Source organism: Prochlorococcus sp. MIT 1011, assembly GCF_047305235.1.
In the GTDB taxonomy this organism is placed as follows: Bacteria; Cyanobacteriota; Cyanobacteriia; order PCC-6307; family Cyanobiaceae; genus Prochlorococcus_B.
Genome location: NZ_CP138983.1, coordinates 1,808,209 through 1,831,250, shown reverse-complemented (window position 1 = coordinate 1,831,250; position 23,042 = coordinate 1,808,209). Strand labels below are relative to the sequence as shown.

The window sequence follows — 23,042 nt, the reverse complement described above, 5'->3', positions numbered from 1 at the left end:
GAAAATGTTATTTTCAATGTTTTAGATTACGTTAGCTTCCATGACTGAGCTTTTCTTTCATAAGATTTATATATCTAGGTCAAATTAATGTCAGAATCAAATGTTTCTTGGGAAGTTGTAATCGGATTAGAGACGCATGTGCAGTTGGGGACTAAGAGCAAAATATTTACTAGTGCATCAACCAACTTTGGTGACGATCCAAATACTCATATCGACCCAGTGGTATGTGGCTTACCAGGCACTTTGCCAGTTCTAAATAAGAAGGTTTTGGAATACGCAGTAAAAGCAGCGATGGCTTTGAATTTAAATATTGCCTCTCACAGTAAATTTGATAGAAAGCAATATTTTTATCCAGACTTACCAAAAAATTATCAAATATCTCAATTTGATGAACCTATTGCAGAAGATGGTTGGATAGAGGTTGAAGTAGCTGAAAAAGGCAAAGAAACTTATGTCAAAAAAATAGGTATTGAAAGATTACATATGGAGGAGGATGCTGGAAAACTTGTTCACGCAGGTAGTGATCAATTGTCAGGCTCCACCCATTCTTTGGTTGATTACAACAGAGCAGGTGTAGCACTAGCTGAAATAGTTAGTAAACCTGATTTAAGAACAGGCAGAGAGGCTGCGGAGTATGCAGCTGAGATTAGAAGAATTATGCGTTATTTGGGAGTATCTGATGGGAATATGCAGGAGGGGTCTTTGCGATGTGATGTGAATATTTCAGTTAGACCAACTGTTAATGATCCATTTGGTACAAAAGTTGAAATCAAAAATATGAATTCATTTTCAGCTATTCAGAAAGCTTGTGAATATGAAATTAAGCGGCAAATTAAAGCCTATGAATCTGGAGAAGAAGTAAAACAAGAAACGAGGTTATGGGATGAAGGTAAGCAACTGACTAAAAGCATGAGATCAAAAGAAGGTAGTAGCGATTATCGTTATTTTCCTGATCCTGATTTAGGTCCGATTGAAGTAAGTCATGCTTTAAAAGAAAAATGGCGCTCAGAATTACCAGAATTGCCAGCTGCAAAAAGGAATAGATATGCAGCAGATCTTGGACTTTCTATTTATGATGCAAGAGTTTTGACTGACGAATCTTCAATGGCTAAATATTTTGAAAAAGTTGTTAATGAAGGTGGAGCAGCAAAATCTTCAGCAAATTGGATAACTGGAGATATAGCAGCATTTATTAAATCTAATAGATTATCATTTGATCAATTATCTTTTAAGCCAAATGAATTAGCAGAAATGTTAAAAATGATTGATGCAGGAGAAATAAGTGGAAAAATTGCTAAAGAAATTTTGCCTGAACTATTAAGTAAAGGTGGTTCTCCAAAGCAATTAGTTAAAGAACGTGGTTTAGGTATGATTGGTGATCCAAAAGTTATTGAGGAAATTATTGATAAATTGATACTTAATCATCCTAATGAGGTTGAATCTTTTAGAGCTGGAAAGAAGAAATTGCTAGGTTTTTTTGTGGGTCAATTAATGAAAGAAACAAAAGGGAAAGCGGATCCAAAACTTGCTAATCAACTATTAAATAAAAAGTTACAAGGCTAGAAATTATATAATTTTTTTAACTGCATTTTCCATTTCTCATCATTATTAGAATTATTAATTATGTGATCTGCAAATTGTTTTTTTAAAGCGCTGTCCCATTGCGCATCGATTCTTTGATTAGCTTCTTCAAGACTTAATTTTTCTCTTGACTGCAGTCGCTTTAATTGCATGCTTCTAGAGCAATCTATGTAACAAATTTCACTACATAAACCTGTATAATTTTTTTCAAATAGAAGTGGAATAATCAAAATTACTATAGAATTTGATTTCAATTTTGTTAACTCTTCTTCAATTCTTTTGTTTACGAATGGATGTATTATTCCCTCTAGCCAATTTTTTTCAATGTCATTTTGAAAAACTATTTTGGCTAATGATTTGCGATTAATAATTCGATCATTTTTACTTGAATTTTTAATTATTTTACTTCCATATCTCAATAAGACTTTTTTCGCTATTTGATTTTCAGCACTTAATGCTTCATGAGCATATAAGTCAGCGTCTAAAATAGGCCATTTCTTGGCTTGAAAAAGAAAATCTCCAATGGTCGTTTTCCCACTGGCAATACCTCCAGTGATACCTATTCTTCTTTGCTTGCCTTCCCATCTAAGACAAAGTTTGTTGGTTTGTTTTGGGTCAATCATTAATATTGATAGTAAGTGAAAAATGCTCTTCTGGGTTTGAGTCTTTTGACATCCTCTGTATGGTCTCCAATCTCTGGTGGTATTACGACACCTGATGGTTTTCTAGCAGCTGGTATTTCCGCAGGATTGAAGCCTTCTGGGAAGAAAGATCTTGCTTTGCTGTTTGCACCTGAGAATGCTTATTGCAGTGGGACATTTACTCAATCAGTGACTCGTGCTTATTGCGTAGATCTATGTATTGAGCGACTTAAGGCATCTGGGGGGAAAATACGTGCTGTAGTTATTAACTCTGGACACGCAAATGCTTGTACAGGTAGTAGAGGCAAAATCGATAGTGAAATTATTACCTATGAGCTTGCTCAACGCCTGGGATTATCTGATGATGAAGTTTTGATATGTTCTACGGGTGTGATTGGTGAGCCAATACCTGTTGAAAAGGTTAATAGTCATCTAGATCGCCTTATAAACAATTTAGATAAGGAGGCCTCTTTGGATGCAGCAAATGCAATCTTGACAACCGATCTTCAAGTCAAGCAAATTGCATATCAAGCTGTGTTAGGAGGCAGACTAATAACTATTGGAGGAATGGCTAAAGGTTCAGGCATGATTCATCCTTCAATGGCAACAATGTTGAGCTATATTACGTGTGATGCAGGTGTAGATCATGTTTTGTGGTCGGATATGATAAAGCGAGTTGCAGAGTCATCTTTTAATTCCATCACAGTTGATGGAGACACGAGTACAAATGATACTTTTTTAGCTTTTTCTTCTGGAGCAGAATTAGATCCAAGATATTTATCAACCCTTGAAGAGGGACTACATATAACAGCTCAATATTTGGCTAAAGCAATAGCAAGGGATGGAGAAGGTGCTAATTGTTTGCTAGAGATAAAGGTTGCGGGTGCTCAAAGCGACTTAGATGCTCGTGTGATATCTCGCACAATTGCTTCATCCTCTTTGGTTAAAACTGCAATTCATGGCTCCGATCCTAATTGGGGAAGAATTATTGCTGCACTCGGTCGTGCAGGCATCTTTTTTAATATCAATGATGTCAAATTATGGATTGGACCTTATGAAATATTTTCTCATGGAACACCTTTAGGCTTTGATAGACAAATAGTAAGCAATTTTATGAAAGCCAGATTAAAAGGGAAATATTTGATCGATGATCTTATCAGTATCAGAGTAGAAGTAGGGATGGGAAATGGTACGGCTACATCTTGGGGGTGTGACTTGTCTGATGAATATGTACGAATTAATGCCGATTACACTACGTAGCGTATAAAGCTAGTTATAGTAGGTGATCTAAAGGTATTAGAGTAGAAGGGTAACACTAAGGTAACAGTACTAAAAGACATATTCCTTAGTCCTATGTACCGACTTAATAAGGGGTATGAGGGGTAAATAGAGTCCTGGCTTATACGTTAATGGGGAAGAGAAATTTATGGTGAAAACTAAAGGACTCAAATAGTCATCTATCTTTAATCTTCAATGATGAAGGCTTTGATTCAGAAGATATCAACAGTGCCTGTGTATAGGACAGAGGTTTCTTTTTAGGACTGTGTTGTACCTTCTCGCTTCTAATTTTAATTGAGTTCATGTTGATTTTTGATAATGGAATAAGGCTAAAGACATACCTTCTTCTTCTCTAAGAAGTTGGTATTCACCAGCCGGTTTGGAATAAGAAAGGTAAAAAAGTCCCCTATAAAACATTGCTGTTTTAAGTGCTTTTGATTTATCTAAGAGATGCTGCCATGCAGGCTTTACCGAGCTCGGATACGCAAAAGAAATAGGGAGTCCCCAACCCTGAAAGAAAGCAAAGTCTTTGACCTGTCTTAGTGACAGCATCTCGTTTACTTCGATCACCAGTACTCATGACTGGCAGCATGAATCCGTTGCTATCTCGGATTATCGGTCTACGCCTGTTATAAGGCTATTTCTGCTGCGTTTAACGTCCAGCTGGACGTGTTCTCCCTGTATACATGACGAATCAAAACTTTCCCCTGTATACATGACGACTTGCTTTTTTCTCTGTATAGGTGACGACTTGAGCTAAACCCAGTCGGAGACAGAATCAGTTGGTTGGACTATTTTTCTCGTTTCTTCTTCAACTTCTCTTCTAAAAGCTTTTGTTCTCTTTCTTGCTTAGGTGTCAAAGGTATTTCGCTATCGCCTAGATCTAATTCGAAAACTCCTCCTTCACCAAAGTGATTGGTGTTTGATTGTGATGGGGTGGGGAAGAGGAGTGAAGTGGTTAGAACTAGTAGTAAAAAGTATTTCATTGGTTATCCGAACCCAGTCATTTCAGTAAAGAGAGTTTTGTTCTCGGCTGATTCTGCAAATCCTAAAAGTAATTCGTATCTGGTTTCTATTCCTGCATTTAAATTCCCTAGCCAATAGTTATAACCCTCTTGGTCATAGTCTCTACCAAGGACATTGACATATAATGTCTCGACGTATTTAGCATTTGAGACATTGTCTCCATATCTTTCTTTAAATTCATCAGAGACAAGGAAAGATGATGCAACAGCTCTTTCATCGTCGACTCCAGAGCTGAATTTATCAATCCAATATTCGAGTCCAGAAGCATCAGGGAAGCGAGCAAAGGCAGCGTTGTAAAGACGGAACATTTCACCACTCGGAGTCTCTTTGCCGGTCACTTGATCAAAGACACCTTTGATATCAGCGATAGCACTTACGCTTTTATCTGCAGTTTTATCATCAAAGGTGAGCTTGGGGATACCTGTAATGTCATCCTTTATTCCACTACTGTCTTTGATTTCATAGTTATCATTCCCTTTGTTGTAGAACTTATAGTCCCTGAAATTACCAGTGAATGTTTTAACCACATTGACCTTGTCAGAAGCAACAAGTTGATCAGTGAATTGGACATATTCAATGTTTTGAACCGTATCAACCCCATCAGGTGATGTGACTCTGATATCTGTAATTTGAATAGTTGTTGTGGTCTTCGTGATGGTGTAATCGTTGAACTTTCCTGTGTAGGTAGCGGTATCTGTTCCAGCTCCACCATCAATGACATCAGCCCCACCACCACCTTTGAGGTTGTCATTATCCGTAGTGCCGTTGAGGGTGTCGTTGGAATCTGTGCCTGCGATGTCGTTATTCTTGATCGTTCCAGTTGCAATGACTTCACTGCTTAAGGCAGCACCAGAGAACTTGACTTGAATGGTTTCATCACTTTCAACATCTGCATCACCATTAACGGAGATATTGAGCGTGGCAACTTTTTGACCTTTGGTAAAGGTAACAACACCAGCTGCAGTGACAAAGTCTTCTCCTGTTGTAGCAGAACCTGTTGTTAAAGTCTGATAGTTGATAGTTGTTGTCTCTGTTGCTTCTTGGTCAAGGCTGATTGTGTATGCAAGTGTTTTGGTGCCTGTATCTGTTTCTGTAATTGAGGGGCTATCAAGAGAGGCTTTATAAGTCGATGCTGCTTTGTCGTTATTGGTGATTGTTCCTGTCGCAATCACTTCTTCTTTCAATTTGGTGCTACTGAATTTAACTTTTACTGTTTCATCCTCTTCTAAAAGAACATCACCATTGACTGTGATATTGAGAGTTGCAACGCTTTGACCTTCTAGGAATGTCACAACACCAGCTGTTTTTACAAAGTCTTCTCCAGAGGTTGCTGTACCAGTTATTAATGTCTCATAGTTGATATTGGTATTTCCTGTTGCTTCTTGATCAAGAGTAAGTGTGTAGGTGAGAGTATTGGTATTCGTATCAGCTTCGACTACAGAAGGACTATCCACGCTTAAGGCATAGATGGTACTACCACCAGCAATGGTGACGGATTGAGTGGTTCCAACTTGTGTGCTGCGTCCAGAGTCAGAGAAAAGTTTAATTTCTAAGGTCTCATCACCTTCATTGAGGAGATCGTTTGCAAGCGTATGAGCAAAGGAAAAGTTGCCATTACTATCAACTGTGCCTGATCCAGTTAATGCACCAGAAGAAAAATCTGCACTAGTAATTCCTGTTCCAGATAGTGAGTAATAAAGAGTGGTATTAGCAGCAACGTTGGTGGTTGAAATTGATGTGGTTAATGTTTCACCTTCATTGATAGATGTAGAGGAAGGACTGATGGTATAGGACGGAGTCTTAGATGTATCAGTGATTGTGACAACAGTGGTTGTTCCTACTTGAGTAAATCTAGCTGAGTCAGAAAAGAGTTTGATATTGAGATTTTCATTCCCTTCTGTTGTGACGTCATTGGCAAGGGTATGAGCGAAAGAGAATATGCGAATACCATCATCATCCGAGCTGTTTAGATAATTAAGAATTCCAGAGCCTGTCAATGAGCCAGACGAGAAATCAGCATTAGTAATTCCTGTTCCACTGAGAGACCAATAAAGAGTGGTATCAGCAGGACTGCCAACACCCATATAGCTTGAGATGTTAGTAGTTAATGTTTCTCCTTCATTGATCGTCGTCACTGAGGGAGTAATTGAATAGCTAGGAGTTTTAGATGTATCAGTGATTGTGACAACAGAGGTTGTTCCAACTTGAGTCGTACGGTCTGAATCAGAAAAGAGCTTGATATTTAAGGCTTCATTCCCTTCTGTTGCGCTGTCATTAGCAAGAGCATGAGAGAAAGAGAAGTCACCATTGCTATCAACAGTTCCTGATCCAGTTAAGGCACCAGAAGAAAAGTCAGAACTTGTAATTCCTGTACCACTGAGAGACCAATAAAGTGTCGTATCTGCAGCAACGTTCGTTGTTGAGATGGATGTTGTTAATGTTTCACCTTCATTTATTGAGGTTGTAGAGGGACTGATGGTATAAGAAGGAGTTTTAGATGTATCTTTAATTGTTCCTATGTAGGTAGTTCCAATTTGTCTTGTAAGAGCTGAGTCAGAAAATAGCTTGACATTATAAGTTTCAGTCCCTTCTGTAGTTTGATCATCTGCAACATTCATGAATATTTCTGTAAAACCTCCTTGAATAGAGCCATTTAAGGAACCATAGGAGTAGTCAGAACTAGTGATTCCTGTTCCACTAATCGAATAATAGAAAGTTGAACCACTCGCAACGTTAGTTATATTGAAAAAAGGGTTTAGTTGTTCACCCTCCTCGCCTGGTCCTCTTACATTGATTACATATTCACCAAAAAGGTTATGGACTTGATTTTCATAGCCATCATGTCCCCATGTAATGATTGAACCATCTGTCGTTTTAGCTGCTCCTGCTGCATAGTTAAAGCGAACATCAGAAATATTGCTGGATAAAAGTTGTTGAACGGTACTTTGCTCTTCACTGTCGTTAGTTGCATAACCAAGAACTAATAGTGAACCATTACTTCTTTGGGCTGCATACATTCCATATCCACCGGCAAATACTTTCGTAAAGCCACCACCATTAATTGCTGCCGTCTGATCTGAATTCAGATCACTTGTGTAAGAACCGGTTACGCTGATTGTTCCATCAGAATTAAGAGTAATAGAGCCAACTTCATTAGATACTGAACCAGGAGTAATTGTTGATCGGATGACATCCCAGATAGGATCATGACTCATGACATCTAACCCTTTTCTTTATCTGATCAATACTTTGATTGTAGCCTAGTAGATCTAGTTTTCTAGAAATACCTTTATCGAACCTATCTGGCCCCAATCCACCTCAAACTTTCCTCTGCTGGCTTGATCTTTCGACCTTGACCAAGGATCTCAGTGGACTCATCAGCTCTGTAATGGAAGTAATGCTCTTGGATATATTTCATGCTTGTGTCGGTGTTAGCTGCAACTGTTGGGAGAGGAACTCCAGCTGATAAACGCATGGTGATATATGTATGCCTGAAGCTATACCAGGTGATGTTCTTCCCTGAGTGAATGACTACCTTTTTAACTTGACTATTTGCATCCTCTCGCCAGTCAGCAAGTCTTGCTTCGACTAACAGATCAGCAATTGAATCTTGCCAAATTCTTTCACTGATCTGTTTGCCTGTGTCCTGATTAGTGAAGATATAGTCATCCATCTTTTTGTATTTAGTGATCACTCGTATTCGTTCTAAGAACTTGGCAATTGGAGCTGCAACTCTGTAAGACCTACCAGTCTTGGTCTTCTCGGCTGGTACATCAATATTGACCCAGATCTTTCTTTCTTCTTTTGGTATTGCGGTGTTCTCACCGATATCTCTCCATTTCAATTTTCGTAATCTACCTGGTCTCATCCCAGTATCCATAGCCACTCTCATGGCTAAGTAAGCAAGCTCTCGATGGACTAATTGCTTCTTACCTCTCTTCCCTCCAAATGCTTGGTTTGATTTGGTTTGATACTTTCCATTCTTATCTTTGGTGATTGTGTAATTCTCATCGAGGATTCTTGTTGTTCCTTTGATCCAATACAGCCTGGCAACTCTCTCTAGTTCTTCCCATTCTTTGGCAGTGAGATCATCTCTTCTGTGTTTTTGATCTTTAGGCAATCGGATAGAGGGAATGTCAGGGACGGTATCTTTACTGATAAATCCATGAGTCACAGCAACTTCTGAAAAGACTCTTCTCAGGCAAGACATCTCTTGGTTGATAGTCGTTTGTTGCGGAATCTCTTTTTTAAATTCAATGGCTCTTTCTTTTCTCCATGTTTCGTAGTTCAAGAAAGCATTACGTTTGAGCTTATGGATTTGCTTTTTATCATCATTGATATAGTCCCTAAGCCATCTACATTGGTTCTCTAGCAGTCGATATCGAGCTTTTGTGATTCCTTGTTGAGGGATACTGCTGATTCTTTTTCTCTCCTTATCTAGAAACTGTTGGATCAAGTTCCCAAAGGTAAGGGATTTAATTGCATCCCCTCGATCTGACTTGCCTTTTAGTTCAATGAACTTCTCAACACCTAATAACCAAGCTTGATCTTGTCCTTTGATTGTTGCTTCTGGGAATGTGTTCTCTTTAGTTCTTAGTGCAAAGCGATGTCGATTACCTTTATCTCGATCATAGAAATATAGGTGCCATCTAGATCCTTTATCCGCTCTACGATAGATGTAGGCATTGGTATCACCTGGAATATCTTTTCTATCTAAGACGTTATTAGTAGTGGATTGAGAAGTAGGAATTAGCCTAAAAGGTAACGATTGGGTAACACCTGTACGTCGAGTACTGATTTCTCAGGCATTATGTACTAAGGGTAACACTAAGGTAACGCTATAAGCGAATGGTTAAAACCCTGTAATAACAGGAATTAAGCTATTACATCCACATTAATGCCGATTATACAACGTAAGCTGAGACTGATTGATATAAAAGGGATTTATGGCTGTCTGATTTAGGTGCTACCGCAATGCTACCACTTAATACGCACATAGTTGAATCTGTTTAGAGAGATAGATATGCTTTCTCTCTAGATAACTAATTTCAAGCGGCGTATGGGGGTAAATGAGTGGTGGTTCTGTAAATAATGAGAGTGAAGAAGTTTTTTTAGATTCTATTGAATTTACTTATGCAACTTTTTCCTCTTCTTCGTTAATCACTTCTACGACTTCTGGACTAAATGAAGAAAGTGCGTCGTCACCATCGTCATCATCATGTTTTACCTCTTCTGATTTCTCTTTGATTTCATTAATTGGTTGGACTACATTTAATAGCTGCTCATCTTTCTTTGATACAGCTTCTTCCATAGAGGTTATATCTCTTTCTTCAGGTGAAAGAGAGTTACTTGTTAAAATTCCTATTAGATTTTTTAGAGATAAGAAAAACTTTTTACAAATATCAAATAAATTGGTCAGTTCTTCTTTGATTACCTCTTGAGAATCTTTTTTTATAAAGTAAGTTGAGATAGTCCATCCAGTAAGTATTATTAAAAATAAACTTATCGATATCGTAATAAGATTTAGCATTATAAAAAGAAAAGTTGTACAAGTTATATCGATTCTTTGTAGGTATTTCAAGCCAGAAAAAATTTGTCAAAGTCGATAAAGTTATTTTAGATGTTTTCTTTAGTAGTTTTTTTTACAGTATTTTTATCAGCATTCATTAGCTGGTTTTATATCCAAATATGCGATATATAAGTTTAGTCGAAGATATTGAAGATGCCTGTTTTGACTTATCTGAAGAGTAAGCAAAAGAAAATTGAATCCAAATACCATCGAGTTACACAACGATTTGAGTCCCAATACGAGTTAATTCATCGGAAGCTAGCATCAAGGTTTCATAGAGAACCAACCGAAACAGAGCTCATTCGCTACAAAATTAATAATTTAATAAATCAATCTAAAGAATCTATTGAAAGCAAAATTAATTCAACAAAATTTATACCTGCTTTTTCAAGAATGTCTACTAAAAAAAATGATATGTTTTATCCAGATATTATAGATTGGTTTCAGGGTAGATTTTCAGGACAAACAATTAGAATAATTGTAAGAGAAGGAAAAATAATTGAGAAGATTTTCGTGTCTCCTAAAGGCAATAAAATCTCTGTAAAGAGAAGTAAGTTAGAGTTGCGGATTAGATCAATACCGACTATTCAAATTAAGTTGAGGTTAAGGATGAGGTCTCTGCCGATTATACAAAGTAACCTCAAATTAATTGGTATAAAAGGAATTTAGTTCTTTCTAATTCAGCTGCCTACGCAATACTCACACATAATCCGCACATAGTTGGATTGAAACAAAGTGATAGATTTGATTCCTTTGAGCATAGCTAAACAGTAGCGGAGTATGGGGGGATGAGTGGTGGTTGTATGAATAATGAGAGTGAAGAAATTTGTGGTGGATATTTAAGTGATTAACCAAAACCAGTCATTTCAGTAAAGAGAGTTTTATTCTCATCTGATTCAGAAAAACCTAAGAGAACTTCATACCGTGTTTCATCGCCACTATTGAGTTGACCTAACCAATAGTTCAGCCCACTTGTATCAGGTAATCTTCCCAGAACATTTTGATAGAGATTGTTGAGATAAATAGTGTCAGAGACATTTTCTCCATAACGTTGCTTGAACTCTGCAGAAACTAAGAATGAAGATGCTACTGCTCGTTCATCATTTTCCCCAGAACTATATTTCCCAATCCAATACTTCAAACCATCAGCGTCAGGAAGTCGTTTGAATGCAGCGTTATAGAGACGGAACATTTTTGCATCCCACAACTGCAGAAATTGCTTCTTCTTGATGAGGACGAGGTGTCCTGAGATCTTTTCTTCTTCCGCTGGACAAGTCTTTTGGAGACTCAGGAAAAATGATTTGAGAAGTTCGAAAATCTTCTAGTAAGAACCTAACTACTTCATGTCTTTTCAGAACTCGATCAGTATTAGTCCCAATACGATCTGTACTGGCAATGAGTAGTCGACCTTGGAATCTTGAGTCTGATGATTCAGCAATGAAACTATCCATATCTTCTTTCTTGATGCTCCTCTCTGGAGAGAAGCACTTCGCTTGTACTGCCCAACATTTTCCTTCCTGATCGTTGAAGACCAGATCGATTCCACAATCAGGTCCCCACTCAGGTCTGTTTGGATGCTCGTCCCATAACCAGATTTCTTTAACTTGAGATTTCCAGACAGGATCAGTCTTTAGGAACCATTTAACGAATTTTTCAAACTGCTTTCCTCTAATATCCGAATCGGGATCCAGTGATATATAGAACTCGTCAAAGGTCGCCAATTCTTTTTCTGGCAATTTGATCGTCTTTCTATTATGCCTGTTTACATAGTTTGTCTCTTGATTGATATTTTTTTGTAGAAAATGATTGCTCTTAATTATTATCTAAATTAAGTTGTCATATACCGCTTTTATACCGGTGGTTCCTCTATGACTGGATCCTCACCGACTGAAATGACGATATACCACCAATATACCGGTAATTTGCCTCCCGAGATCCATTGCTATGACTTGATTTTTTCTCTATATCAACATCAATGCCGACTATACCACTTAGCCTGAGATCTATTCCACTGGAACGGATTTGAGGGGTTGCTTTTTCAAATATACCACTTTTATACCACTTGAACATAAAGAAAAGAATTAATCTTTACCATTTCTTGTAGGGTAAAAACTTCCCACACATTGAAACCTTCACTCTGTCACCTTTCGGATCTTCGACTTTATCTACATTGATTGTAAAATCTATTGCACTCATGATCCCATCACCAAACTTTTCTTGAATCACGTCTTTCATTGGCATGCCATAAACTTGCATGATTTCATAAAAACGATATATCAATGGATCGGTGGGAATTACTGGATCTAGTGATCCTTTTACTGGTGGAGTTGTCAATATCTCTTTAAGTTCCGTACCAAGTCCTAAAGTAGTTAATAATTTATCAGCCTCTTCATCACTGGCAGTTGATTGTCCATAAAAAAGACTAGCAACCCAGACTTCATCTAGTCCTAATAGAATTCCAATATCTGCAAAGGTTAATCCTTTTTCTTTTTTTGCTTTTAATAATAATTGAGTTGATTCAGGAAATGACATAGAAACAAATTTAACAACGTAAAGAGAGGCATATCTAATGAGAGATATTCATGAGATAGCTAATTAACTAATACGATTAAATCTTGATTGTTTCAGTTAGAATAGTTACAAAATTGCATGATTAATAATGTATGCAAATTAACAATAAAAATTGTGTTTTTGTGCGATCGAGTTCATTTATTTTTATTGCTAAAATTTTAAATCTTAGAAGACTTCTAAAAATTTTTATAATAAATCATATTTTGAATCCTCCTTTATCTCTTTCCAAAGGTCTCCTAATGATTGATTGAAACCATTTAATCTGAGGAAACTTCTAGATTGATTAACTCTATCTTGAATAATTTTTTCCTGCGGAGTCATTTCACTAGAGGAATCAGACATTTGTTTAAGCCTAATAATTAATAATATTAATAATGAATTTTCTTGAATATCATGACAAGTGATAGTCGCTACAATATAAGTACTTTTAATAGTTAATCACCATTTTCATTTCTTTAATATATTGGTGAAAATTATCTATATAAAATTGATATCTACCCTTTTATACCGAAATTTATTTAAAGTAAATGAAAATAAGTAAAATTTTATTTTTTATATTATCTACATGAGTTAGTTATATACCACTAAAATACCGGTAATTCTTTGACAACTGGGTTTTCGGGTGAACAACTGCAAATATACCACTAAAATACCACTAACTTAATCCTTATAATCAACTGCTATCACTGGGTTTTGATCCTTATGTACGTATCAATTCCGACTATACTACCTGAAAACTATGATGATTCAAAAGTATTGCTATCACTAGCCTAAAGGGCATGCTTGTATTACATTATTGGTATGATTATATTTGAAAAAAGATTCATAATCAAAAATCAAGGCTTAGACTAATCACCGAATTTCTGTTTTCAATCAAAATGAAATTACATCATTTAGGAATAGCAACTAAAAATATTAAAAAGTCAAAAGAGTTTGTTCTTTCTACACACACAGCAATTAGTGAGATAGGTCCTGTCTGGGATCCAAACTTAAAGGCTAACCTTCTTATGATTCAAATAGTTGAGGGCTTATCAATAGAGCTTGTATCTGGACCGGCAGTCGAATCTATTTTAAAAAAAGGTATTAGCCTTTATCATTATTGTTACGAAGTTGAAGATATAAATGACAAGATCAATGAGTTTCAAAAAGCTGGAGGATTGCTGATTGTCAAACCTACTCCTGCGGTGCTTTTTGATGGGCGATTAGTATCATTTATTTTTACGCCAATTGGTCTGATTGAGTTGCTGAATAGAAAGTAATTTGACTAATAGGGATGAAGTGATTAATTCTTCATTCTTCATAGGTAAATAGCCTTCTATGCACAAAGGAAGTTGAGATTAATTTATTACTTTTAAGGAGTCGGTCATGAAGGAAGCGGCATGACCGTAGATATAAGTTGTGCTACATCTCAAAAGTAAAGTGTGATTATTTTTAGAGAGAGTGTGATTATTTTGTGACTATTGCTCTAAAGTCTAAAGACATTGACACCAATGATTTCAAGGATGTAGTGAATCACAAAAGTGGATGTTGTGAATCAATGCCGATTACACAACTTAGACTAAAAAGCTTGTAATAGCAGTAAGTTATAGAGATTAAAAAAGATTGGTAATCATACTAAACGACATATTTAAGCCTAACTTTCGACCTTATGGGACCCCATGGGGGGGAAGCTAGTCCTAGCTCTATACGTAATCACCTTTCAGACATTAATGCTCTTGGATATATTTCATGCTCGTATCTGTATTGGAATAAAGACAGCAAGGAAGAGATTCACTCGTAATGCTCCCTTAAGAATTTTTTAGCATCGTCATCCCCAAGATCATCTGCTTTTCTCCAGTCTTTGCAAGCACCTTCTATATCTCCAATTTCTTTTTTTACACTGGCACGATTAAAAAATGCATCTGAATCTTCTGGGTTAATTTTTAGAACTTGTGAATAGTCTTGAATGGCACCATCAAAATCTCCCTTTTTAAACTTGGCAATACCTCTATTGAAATATCCATCGGCATATAAAGGATCAAAATCTAATGCCTTATTTTGATCAGAGATTGCGCCATCAAAATCACCTAAATTACGTTTTGCATTTCCACGCATTGAGTAGACAAGACAAATCTCTTTAGGTGAAAGTTCCAATGCTTTGTTGTATTCGAGTATTGCCTCTTCATAATCTGCAAGTTCAAATTTATCTTGTGCTCTATTAAAAAAATATTCATAGTTTCTTGCTTTTAGATTTATATCATTCTTGTCTTTTAAAGAAATCATTAATCCTGTACCGACAACTACAGCAGTCGATCCAACAACAAGATCCTTCTTAACTTGCAGCAGCGATAAACCAGTAGCAGTTGCGGCACCAATTCCTAAAGCTATAGCAGTATTGCGGAGTTTCATAATTAATTCATGCTCCACTCACATTGACTTGAATACCTTTCATAGATACTCGCAAAGCCTTTTTCAACTAGGTGTTCTTGAATATTCATAGGACCTTTGGATAATTCAGCGACTGTTCTTCCATATCGATCTTCAGTGATACGGCGAATGCTTATTGCTGATCCAGCAACTAAATCATTGAGATAGTCTCTTGCTGCTTTTGCAGGAATTAGATCAGCTTTCTTGCCTCTCATTTCAGGAGTATCAATACAAGCAAGTCTGATCTTTTCTCCTTCTGTGGTTGTACAAGTATCTCCGTCGTAGCACTTTTGTATGGTTACTGTTGGCAGATTAGAAGCACTTGGATAAGTAGTCAGTGTCTGGAACAGCGCAGTCATCGCTAGTACCAAGACAATAAACAATGCTGAGAAAAATCCAATAAGGAGATTCCTAATAAATCGTTGTTCGGAGTTCAGCTTGTTCTTTGGCATTGTGAAACTAATTTGATCCAATCCATCTGGGACTTTCTTCTGCTGGTTTGATCGTTTCTATCTTTACCAAGAATCTCCGTGAACTCATCAACTCTGTAATTTTAAAGCTTGAGGGTTAATTGATTGTGTACATCGGGATTGTTTTGCTTCTTTTTCAACTTTGACTTTCTCCTTTTTCTTGAGCCATGTTTCTCAAGGATATTATTAGCGATGTCAAAGAAGCCTAGTTTATTTCTTATCTCTTTTAGCTTTGCTCGTACTGTCTTTGTACTAATAATTGGATCTACAATATGTAATGGATAATTTTTTCCAAGAACGAATGATGAATCATTTTGACGAAATAGATCAATTTTCCATGGTTCATGGATGAATTTGCGTGGAAGGTATTGTAATTCTTTTACCCAAGTTCGAATAAATATTCCCTCCGGCTCATGATCATATCCTTGTTTAGTTGGGTTATAAATTCTAATCGTATTAATAGCTGTCGTACCAGATTGCATTTGGCATTGTGTCCAGTGAATTCCTGGCTCGTAGTCAATAAATTTGCGTGCTAGGCATAAGCTACTCTCTTGCCATGGAAGCCATAGTTGGTAGCTAGCAAATGACATGAGCATTGCTTTCATTCGGAAATTAATCCACCCATGACTATTTAGGGATCTCATGCATGCATCTATAACAGGTATTCCAGTTAGACCTTGACTCCATGCTTTTAAAAATCAAAGTGATAGATTTGATCTTTTTAAGCATAGTTAAATTCAAGCGGCGTATGGGGGTAAATGAGTGGTGGTTCTATGAGTAATGAGAGTGAAGAAATTTGTGGTGAATATTTAGGTGGTTACCCAAAACCTGTCATTTCAGTGAAGAGAGTTTTATTCTCAACTGCTTCTGCAAATCCTAAAAGCAACTCATATCTAGTTTCAAGTCCGCTATTGAGATTTCCAACCCAGTAGTTATATCCTTCTGTATCTGAGTTTCTTCCCAAGACATTTGTATACAGGGTTTCGACGTATTTCTCATTAGTGACATCTGTCCCGTAACGTTCCGCGAACTCTGCTGAACCAAGAAATGATTGGGCAACAACCCTTCTCGTATTTCGTCCTGAACTAAACTCATCAATCCAATACTTCAGTCCATCCGCATCAGGGAATCTTGCAAAGGCAGCATTATAGAGACGAAACATTTCACCTGAGTCTGTATTGAGTCCTGTGACTTGGTCAAATGTTCCAATAATATCTTGATCTACATTGATAGCTTGATCCTGAAAGTTTAATACTGTTTGACCAGTGATTGTATCGCTGATTGAGTCATCTTTTATTTGGTATTGACTATTTACCTGTTTATAGAATTTATAAGAATTGAATTTTTTATTATATGTTTTTTCGATTAAATTATCTACTTCTATGTTAAATAAAAAATCTGAATCTGTTTTATTGCCAGCACTATCTTTTGCATATACTAGCAATGAATATGAATTTTTTATTTCATAATCAGGTGAAGAATTTATTTTTAATTTATTTCCTTCTATCATAAAATAATTGGCATCTGGATATTGATTATTATCCTTGATAAAATGAAAGGTATGAGTATCATTTTTATCATCATCATCAGTTGATAATAAACCTATTATTGTTTTTCCTCTTAGTCCTTCTTGGATTCTTATGTGAGTATTTGTAGTATCCCAGTAAGAATAATTATTTGTCTCTAGATATAAGTTTTTAGGTGCAGAATTTTTCACATCTTCAATAACGTTTTCTATTGATACCATGACAAATTGGGAAGACGAATTTCCTGCGGTATCAGTTGCTCTAATATTTATGGAATAAACACCGTTAGCGTTGCTATCAAGATTATTTTCAAAATCAGGAGCATTTTTAAATGTTAAAAACCCAGTTGAAGAGTTAATAGAAAAAAAGCTTGGGTCAAGTCCTCCATCTAATGACCAAGTAACTGTTTCATTAGCACTAAAAGTGTAAACAGACTTAGTATTTTCCTTGATTGTTTTACTACTACTAGAGGCACCAGGCCCGCCTGAAGGACCTGTAATCAAAGGGGCTACAGTGTCTTCAATACCCCATATATTTTGCAGTGCGGCTATATCTGCAGGCCGCCATGATGGCGCTTGAGTATAAAAAAGATTTTCATTGTATATAAAATTGTAAGACATAACAGTATCATTGGAGTTATGCCAACTTCCATATGGATCATTATTGGGGTGCTCAAGCCCCAATGCGTGTCCTATTTCATGAATTAGTGTATAAGCGTCTCTGTCTTTTAATGATCCATAATTTCCATTGATATAAGAATGCTTCCGTTGCTGCTCCCAGAATATCTCTACATTTGAGTCATATGGAGTTGCTGAATAGGCTAGTCCCGCTGCCCCTTCATAGAAAGTTCCAAGATAATAAATATCAATATTTCCTTGAGCTTTGGAATATGTACGTTGGAAATCAAGTGTAATATATCCATCAATACTCTCAAAAACATTTTCTATAAATTTTTCGGTACCTGACGGATGAGGATAAGAGTACTCATAACCATAATAAAAAGCATCACTATATATATTCCCATAAGAATTATCTATGTAGTAATAAATAGTTTCTTTTCCAGCAAAATCAATTTTGATATGTTCGGTAAAAGTACCTATTAAATCAGAGGTGTTAACTGGCACAAATTGATGTTATTACGTCTATATTAATATTAATATATATCCTATCATTAGAGTTTTGATGGATTGATAAACCCATATTAAAAACTCGGACATCTCTTATCTGTGCTTATACAATTTAGAAAGAGAAAAAATCTTCTGTTCGTCTTTGCTGAACCTGTATAAAATTATTATTTTTGGAACTATTGTTAGTTGATAATAAGGGATCAACATAATTGATTTTTTTTATTTTAGTTTGAGATTGATTTGATGATTTTTTTTGAGCCATTGATAATAAAGATTTTGTCGATTGATTCTCTGTCTTGATATTGACCTGACTAGTATTCAATCCTTTATATGAATTTTGGATGGATTGTATCCTTAAAAGACTTGATCCTCCTATGGCTACAACAGCCAAACTACCAATCCCCCACAATTTCGAAGGTGGTATGAAATTTAGTTTTTTAATATTTGGCTTTTCTGATTTTTCGTTATTCACTGTTGCTGACTCAAGAGTTAATTGATCTTCTAGCTTTTCTTTGACTAATTCAAGATGTAAACTATCGTCTACTTTTTCAATAAATTGATTTGTTTGATTGTCGAGGATGTTATGAAAGTAATAACCTATTAATGCAAAGACAATTAATAGAAAAAGTATCAATATTGCATCTGTAGGAATTGAAATTTTACTAGCATCGGTCAACTCAAGCTCCGTGATTCCTAGGGACATTTAATACCTATAACTCTATATATTAAAACTACCTTTAAAAAATATGGCTAGACTTCTTTACTTATGTATTTAATTTCAACGCGTATTAATACTGGATATACACAATTTGAAAGCGTGATTTTTTATGAAAGAGTGTGATTAGTTTGTGCCCATTACTTTTATTTGATTACTAGCATCACAGAATTTCATCAACTCCTTTTTATCTTCATCAGTAAATGTTTCGACTCTTCTTGCATACACGGCATCTGCATTTAGTTCTTCGATCATTTCATAACCGAAGAACTCCAATAATTCCTCTTGATTCTTAAAGCATCTATCACTCCATTCATAATTCTTGTTCCCCTTCGCATTTTCATACTCATAGCACTCATAAAAATAATCAGTTCTATATCGCTCTACTAATGCAAACTCTTTTTGTTCTTCTTCTGGGAGTTTGTCATAAATACTCCACCCAATTATCAAGACTGGCATAAGTTTGCATCTTCAATTTTTATCTCCTCCCTTATACGGGTGGGATCGCTCTAAACGTAGTCAGGGAGATGGATAGAAGAATCAGTAATTGATGAGAGTGAAGCGCTCATATAGATACCTCATCTAGTTCTGGAAAAAGCATGTTGATATAAGCCATTATTATCACAACTAATGGAGGCATATTTGTTTTGTCTTCTTTTGTTAGTCGCTTCATTTCTGATAAGAAACCCTTAGCCTCTTTCTCACTAATTTTGTATTTTGGGTTCTTTTCTACTTCGTCAACGAGGGATTGGATTTGATTAGCAGAATCCATTAACTAATGTTTTATTCTATGCCAATAAAACGAATGAGATATTTGATTACAAGTTTAGATCTAGAAAACTTATCATCTCTTTATGTTAGGGCTAACGCCTGCGAGATTTAGGATGTATATTGGTTTGCCATGTCTCATGGAGTCTATTTATGAACCAACTGAGTCGATGTAGTCAAGAGAATTTTGACTTCACCTATATCTCATGATAAGCGGTGTTTCGATGATCAATGAAAATGAAGAAATCGGGTGAAAATTAAATTGCTTAATTAAATCCTTTCCAGTAACTAATATTTTTTTAAATTAATTATATTATTCAATTTTTAATATCTCATATATCAAAAAGTACTGATTCCAAGTCAAGATAAGGTTGTGGGTTAGTAACTAATTATTTATGTAAAAGAACCAATCAAATTAATTTAATATTATATTTTAATTTATTATAAAAGTAGCACTAGCTCCTTGAAAAAACAAAAACATCTTTTACATTATACATACTAAGGTTGATTAAAATGCATCGGTCGTACTTGAAAACAATATTTAATTCAACTTTAAATACTAAATTTATTATATTTATATTAATTCAATTTTTACCACTAAAAGACTTAAATTCAGAAGAATGGGAAGAAAATAATCTGAATATCAAATTTATAGAAAATTTAAATACAACAAATTTACCCAAATGGGAAAAATTAGAAATAAATGAAGAAAAATATCAACAAAAAATAATATGGGATAAGATTGAAATTAAAAATGACTTTATAAGAGAAGACTATAATCCTAATAAAGATAGTAATAAGCTATTAGAGCGCAGTAGAAATTCTGAAGATCTTACTTTAGGAAATAAATTTAGATCTGTATCACGTAATTTAATATATAAAGGAAATTTATATCCGGAAATGAGTTTTTGGATACCTTCATCCTTTAAACATTCAAAAAGATTCACTTATACATTAACTGGCCAGTTACTAGGAAATCCAACCAATAGAACCCATAAAGACGATTGTACCTGGGACGAATTTTGGACAGATTGTGCGGATAGTCAATTCTTTTTTGAAGCCACACCAGTCAACACGAAATATTTCTCATTAGGCCTTAACTACTCTCAGCAGGAAAGTTTTCTAGGAAATCGCGCAGATGGGACTTGGCGAGATGCTGGTCAAGCTATTGGATTCCAACTAAAAACAAATTTGAATTCTTCACAGGGATTTTCGATAATTGGAAATAATCTATACAACCCTTACGGGAAAGGTGGGCCGAACAATAAGCACCCCAAGCTAGAAGAAACTATACAGGCAGATCTAGGTAGATCCTATTTATTTTTATATTCTAAAGCATGGGATTTAGGAAAATATTTTAATAGTAATTCCCATTCATTAATGAACCTTAACGCAGGATTCGGTAATGGAAGATATAAATCAGCGAAGGAAATTGAAACAAATTGGATAAACTTAGGTAAGTATGAGCCAATATTCTCTTTTGGAATAGCTTTAAATAAAAAATTCTCTATTTTTACCGAGTATGCAGGACAATATGCAGGAGTGGGAATTAGCTTACGACCTTTAAACTTGCCTCTTACTGCAACGTTTATGCTAAGAGATTTTCAAGGATCTAATCAAGGTATAATCAATTGCAAAAATGGAGACCCAGAAAACTGTCGTGCAACAATTGATTCCCGATTAGTTTTTCACTTTTAACTTAATGAAATAAACTTAAATCAAGAAAATATTTTGCTTAGGTGATTATATTATATCAAAAGTAAAATTATATCTTAACCGTTTATCTATCCAGTCGTATATTTTATCTTTTTATAATTTAGGGGTCAAAAGTCTCTAATAGTTTCGATCTGATTCGAAGCATAGTCTCTTACTAAAGTCGTTGCTATCTACTTTTCAGATAAGGGGGTCTCCTGAAAGTAGCATTATATAGACTTCATATCTCACACGTAGCATTCTTCTCCTGGTGACCTTATTAAAGACTCCTTTGCTATAGGTGTTAGTATCTACATCTTTAATTGAATGATTAAAGGCGAGCTTGGATATTTCTGTGAGGTCATCTGTTATTTCCTTAGAGCTTTTGATTTATAGTTGCTATTATCTTTATTATGAGATTTATAATTTCTAATATTTTCTGTAAAGGACTTCTCAACGCCTACTTTTGATTCTTATATAGTTTTATTTGCTAATCGAACATATTTAATATTTAAGAGAGTATCTATTGCATCATTGATGCCTGTTCTTTCTTGTATATCGTTTCCCCTGTTGGTTTCAATGCAAACTATTAAAGTTCCTAATGATTAATCAGTGGCTAAAGGATCAAGAATCCTAAAGAAACTGGATGAGAGAAGAGTAAATTGTCAGATTAAAGACTTATGAAGGTTTGCATCTCAACTTGTGTATTCATTGATTTTCAAAATATAGGTTAAACTATTTAAATAATTCAGAGAATACAATTGAGTAATCTCCAAGATATTGAAGAATTAATAGCTGACTCTATGACCGGTTTAATGACCCGCGCTGAAAGACTTGATGAATTCGATCAATTAGCTATTAGTGAAGAGTTTAGAGAGTGGTTGCATGAGGGCGTAAGGATTGAGGATGTCTTGAAAGTAGTGAGTATCAAAAAATAATCGACAATTAGCAGGAGAAATCATGCCGCAATCTTATCAATATCTAATAGTTCAGCAATATCATGATCTACAGCATCTCCTTCTTCTTTACGCTTTACGAATTTATCAAAGTCAATTACATTATAATTTCTTCGCTTGAGTTCACTATTTCTATTTAAGTAATCTAGCGAGACTAGAAATACTGGAATAACACAGAATGGAATAATTAAGATGTAGAACTCAACAGTCATTTGTATTGATAATGATAAATTAAGCTTTACTTAAGTAGTCAATGATCGCAAGTCCGATAATGCTAATTTGCTGCTTTCCTTATAAGCTATTTTGGTTTAAGAAATTTAATTATCTAATTAGGCAGCAATTTACTCCTTATTGTCCCCCATAGGATACTCAAACTGAGTTGATTATTGAGTTTTTATGCAGCTTCATTTTCCAGTCGACCATATCGATATCTCATTATGTCTATTACTTGTTCCTTTGTACTCCAAGTTTTAATTTTATCTTTAATGCTAAGTAGTTGTGATTCAGTTAGTTCAAGACGTGCTTTTTCAAGATTTGTCATTTAGTTAAATACTTGTAGCGGTGATGATGATGATTTGCAGGCAGAGCAAACAGCAAAGAGTAACCATGGAATCTCTCACACATATGGTTGGATGAATTGATTTTCACATTTCTATATAGTTTGTCAATTCCCATTATGAAATAATCAAAAACCACTCTTATCAATCATGCACGTC

General features: G+C 35.4%; 25 protein-coding genes. 6 read left to right on the top strand and 19 right to left on the bottom strand.

Going from position 1 to position 23,042, the window contains the following annotated elements; genetic code table 11:
* Positions 1–87 precede the first annotated feature (87 nt).
* Entirely contained in the window at positions 88–1,563 is a 1,476-nt protein-coding gene (gene gatB / locus SIB75_RS10875) for an Asp-tRNA(Asn)/Glu-tRNA(Gln) amidotransferase subunit GatB (protein ID WP_413683343.1), read from the top strand.
* Here the strand turns inward: gatB and coaE are convergent.
* A complete protein-coding gene (gene coaE, locus SIB75_RS10870) occupies positions 1,560–2,204 on the bottom strand; it encodes a dephospho-CoA kinase (protein WP_413683342.1) in 645 nt (214 codons plus the stop codon). The two genes, gatB and coaE, sit on opposite strands and share 4 nt — an antisense overlap.
* A 15-nt stretch (positions 2,205–2,219) precedes the next feature.
* Here coaE and argJ point away from each other — a divergent pair, with 15 nt between their 5' ends.
* Positions 2,220–3,482 carry a bifunctional glutamate N-acetyltransferase/amino-acid acetyltransferase ArgJ gene (gene argJ, locus SIB75_RS10865; protein WP_413683341.1) on the top strand — a complete coding sequence of 421 codons (1,263 nt, stop codon included), beginning with the start codon at positions 2,220–2,222 and terminating at the stop codon, positions 3,480–3,482.
* A 318-nt stretch (positions 3,483–3,800) separates the two neighbouring features.
* Here argJ and SIB75_RS10860 read toward each other — a convergent pair whose 3' ends face one another.
* The 5 genes from SIB75_RS10860 to SIB75_RS10840 form a co-directional block, all read right to left on the bottom strand.
* Positions 3,801–4,070 carry a hypothetical protein gene (locus SIB75_RS10860; protein WP_413683340.1) on the bottom strand — a complete coding sequence of 90 codons (270 nt, stop codon included), beginning with the start codon at positions 4,068–4,070 and terminating at the stop codon, positions 3,801–3,803.
* 221 nt (positions 4,071–4,291) lie between these two features.
* The gene (locus SIB75_RS10855; RefSeq protein ID WP_413683339.1) at positions 4,292–4,486 is read right to left on the bottom strand and encodes a hypothetical protein; all 195 of its coding nucleotides are present in this window, start codon (positions 4,484–4,486) and stop codon (positions 4,292–4,294) included.
* A 3-nt stretch (positions 4,487–4,489) separates the two neighbouring features.
* Complete coding sequence (locus tag SIB75_RS10850) at positions 4,490–7,741, bottom strand: DUF4214 domain-containing protein (RefSeq protein ID WP_413683338.1); 3,252 nt, start codon at positions 7,739–7,741, stop codon at positions 4,490–4,492.
* 83 nt (positions 7,742–7,824) lie between these two features.
* Positions 7,825–8,982, bottom strand: a complete 1,158-nt coding sequence (locus tag SIB75_RS10845) for a tyrosine-type recombinase/integrase (RefSeq protein ID WP_413683337.1) — start codon at positions 8,980–8,982, stop codon at positions 7,825–7,827.
* A 675-nt stretch (positions 8,983–9,657) separates the two neighbouring features.
* The gene (locus SIB75_RS10840) at positions 9,658–10,056 is read right to left on the bottom strand and encodes a hypothetical protein (RefSeq protein WP_413683336.1); all 399 of its coding nucleotides are present in this window, start codon (positions 10,054–10,056) and stop codon (positions 9,658–9,660) included.
* A gap of 192 nt (positions 10,057–10,248) precedes the next feature.
* Here SIB75_RS10840 and SIB75_RS10835 point away from each other — a divergent pair, with 192 nt between their 5' ends.
* Positions 10,249–10,764, top strand: a complete 516-nt coding sequence (locus SIB75_RS10835) for a hypothetical protein (protein WP_413683335.1) — start codon at positions 10,249–10,251, stop codon at positions 10,762–10,764.
* 178 nt (positions 10,765–10,942) lie between these two features.
* Here SIB75_RS10835 and SIB75_RS10830 read toward each other — a convergent pair whose 3' ends face one another.
* From SIB75_RS10830 to SIB75_RS10815, 4 genes are all read right to left on the bottom strand, one after another.
* On the bottom strand, positions 10,943–11,287 hold the full coding sequence (locus SIB75_RS10830) for a DUF4214 domain-containing protein (protein WP_413683334.1): 345 nt from the start codon (positions 11,285–11,287) through the stop codon (positions 10,943–10,945).
* Positions 11,271–11,831, bottom strand: coding sequence for a hypothetical protein (locus tag SIB75_RS10825; protein ID WP_413683333.1), 561 nt, complete (start codon positions 11,829–11,831; stop codon positions 11,271–11,273). Before SIB75_RS10825 ends, SIB75_RS10830 begins: the two co-directional genes overlap by 17 nt.
* A gap of 352 nt (positions 11,832–12,183) precedes the next feature.
* Positions 12,184–12,627: a cyanase gene (cynS, locus tag SIB75_RS10820; protein ID WP_413683332.1), complete on the bottom strand. Its 444-nt coding sequence runs from the start codon at positions 12,625–12,627 to the stop codon at positions 12,184–12,186.
* A gap of 225 nt (positions 12,628–12,852) precedes the next feature.
* Positions 12,853–13,008 carry a hypothetical protein gene (locus SIB75_RS10815; RefSeq protein WP_413683331.1) on the bottom strand — a complete coding sequence of 52 codons (156 nt, stop codon included), beginning with the start codon at positions 13,006–13,008 and terminating at the stop codon, positions 12,853–12,855.
* A gap of 536 nt (positions 13,009–13,544) precedes the next feature.
* On the opposite strand from SIB75_RS10815, the gene SIB75_RS10810 reads away from it, so the two are divergent.
* Positions 13,545–13,925, top strand: coding sequence for a VOC family protein (locus SIB75_RS10810; RefSeq protein WP_413683330.1), 381 nt, complete (start codon positions 13,545–13,547; stop codon positions 13,923–13,925).
* 511 nt (positions 13,926–14,436) lie between these two features.
* Here the strand turns inward: SIB75_RS10810 and SIB75_RS10805 are convergent.
* The 7 genes from SIB75_RS10805 to SIB75_RS10775 form a co-directional block, all read right to left on the bottom strand.
* A complete protein-coding gene (locus tag SIB75_RS10805) occupies positions 14,437–15,054 on the bottom strand; it encodes a tetratricopeptide repeat protein (protein ID WP_413683329.1) in 618 nt (205 codons plus the stop codon).
* 2 nt (positions 15,055–15,056) lie between these two features.
* Positions 15,057–15,524, bottom strand: coding sequence for a thermonuclease family protein (locus SIB75_RS10800; protein WP_413683328.1), 468 nt, complete (start codon positions 15,522–15,524; stop codon positions 15,057–15,059).
* A gap of 101 nt (positions 15,525–15,625) precedes the next feature.
* The gene (locus tag SIB75_RS10795; RefSeq protein WP_413683327.1) at positions 15,626–16,186 is read right to left on the bottom strand and encodes an FAD-binding domain-containing protein; all 561 of its coding nucleotides are present in this window, start codon (positions 16,184–16,186) and stop codon (positions 15,626–15,628) included.
* A 173-nt stretch (positions 16,187–16,359) separates the two neighbouring features.
* Entirely contained in the window at positions 16,360–18,192 is a 1,833-nt protein-coding gene (locus SIB75_RS10790) for a DUF4214 domain-containing protein (RefSeq protein WP_413683326.1), read from the bottom strand.
* A 115-nt stretch (positions 18,193–18,307) separates the two neighbouring features.
* A complete protein-coding gene (locus SIB75_RS10785) occupies positions 18,308–18,898 on the bottom strand; it encodes a hypothetical protein (protein WP_413683325.1) in 591 nt (196 codons plus the stop codon).
* Between the two features lie 138 nt (positions 18,899–19,036).
* Complete coding sequence (locus SIB75_RS10780; protein ID WP_413683324.1) at positions 19,037–19,369, bottom strand: hypothetical protein; 333 nt, start codon at positions 19,367–19,369, stop codon at positions 19,037–19,039.
* A 106-nt stretch (positions 19,370–19,475) separates the two neighbouring features.
* Positions 19,476–19,682: a hypothetical protein gene (locus SIB75_RS10775; RefSeq protein WP_413683323.1), complete on the bottom strand. Its 207-nt coding sequence runs from the start codon at positions 19,680–19,682 to the stop codon at positions 19,476–19,478.
* Positions 19,683–20,191: 509 nt separating this feature from the next.
* On the opposite strand from SIB75_RS10775, the gene SIB75_RS10770 reads away from it, so the two are divergent.
* Positions 20,192–21,376 (top strand): hypothetical protein, encoded by a 1,185-nt coding sequence (locus SIB75_RS10770; protein WP_413683322.1) that lies wholly within the window; start codon positions 20,192–20,194, stop codon positions 21,374–21,376.
* A gap of 755 nt (positions 21,377–22,131) precedes the next feature.
* The gene (locus tag SIB75_RS10765; protein ID WP_413683321.1) at positions 22,132–22,308 is read left to right on the top strand and encodes a hypothetical protein; all 177 of its coding nucleotides are present in this window, start codon (positions 22,132–22,134) and stop codon (positions 22,306–22,308) included.
* A 20-nt stretch (positions 22,309–22,328) separates the two neighbouring features.
* On the opposite strand, the gene SIB75_RS10760 is transcribed toward SIB75_RS10765, so the two are convergent.
* Both SIB75_RS10760 and SIB75_RS10755 read right to left on the bottom strand, forming a co-directional pair.
* Positions 22,329–22,538, bottom strand: a complete 210-nt coding sequence (locus SIB75_RS10760) for a hypothetical protein (RefSeq protein ID WP_413683320.1) — start codon at positions 22,536–22,538, stop codon at positions 22,329–22,331.
* Positions 22,539–22,720: 182 nt separating this feature from the next.
* The gene (locus SIB75_RS10755) at positions 22,721–22,867 is read right to left on the bottom strand and encodes a hypothetical protein (protein WP_413683319.1); all 147 of its coding nucleotides are present in this window, start codon (positions 22,865–22,867) and stop codon (positions 22,721–22,723) included.
* Positions 22,868–23,042 lie beyond the last annotated feature (175 nt).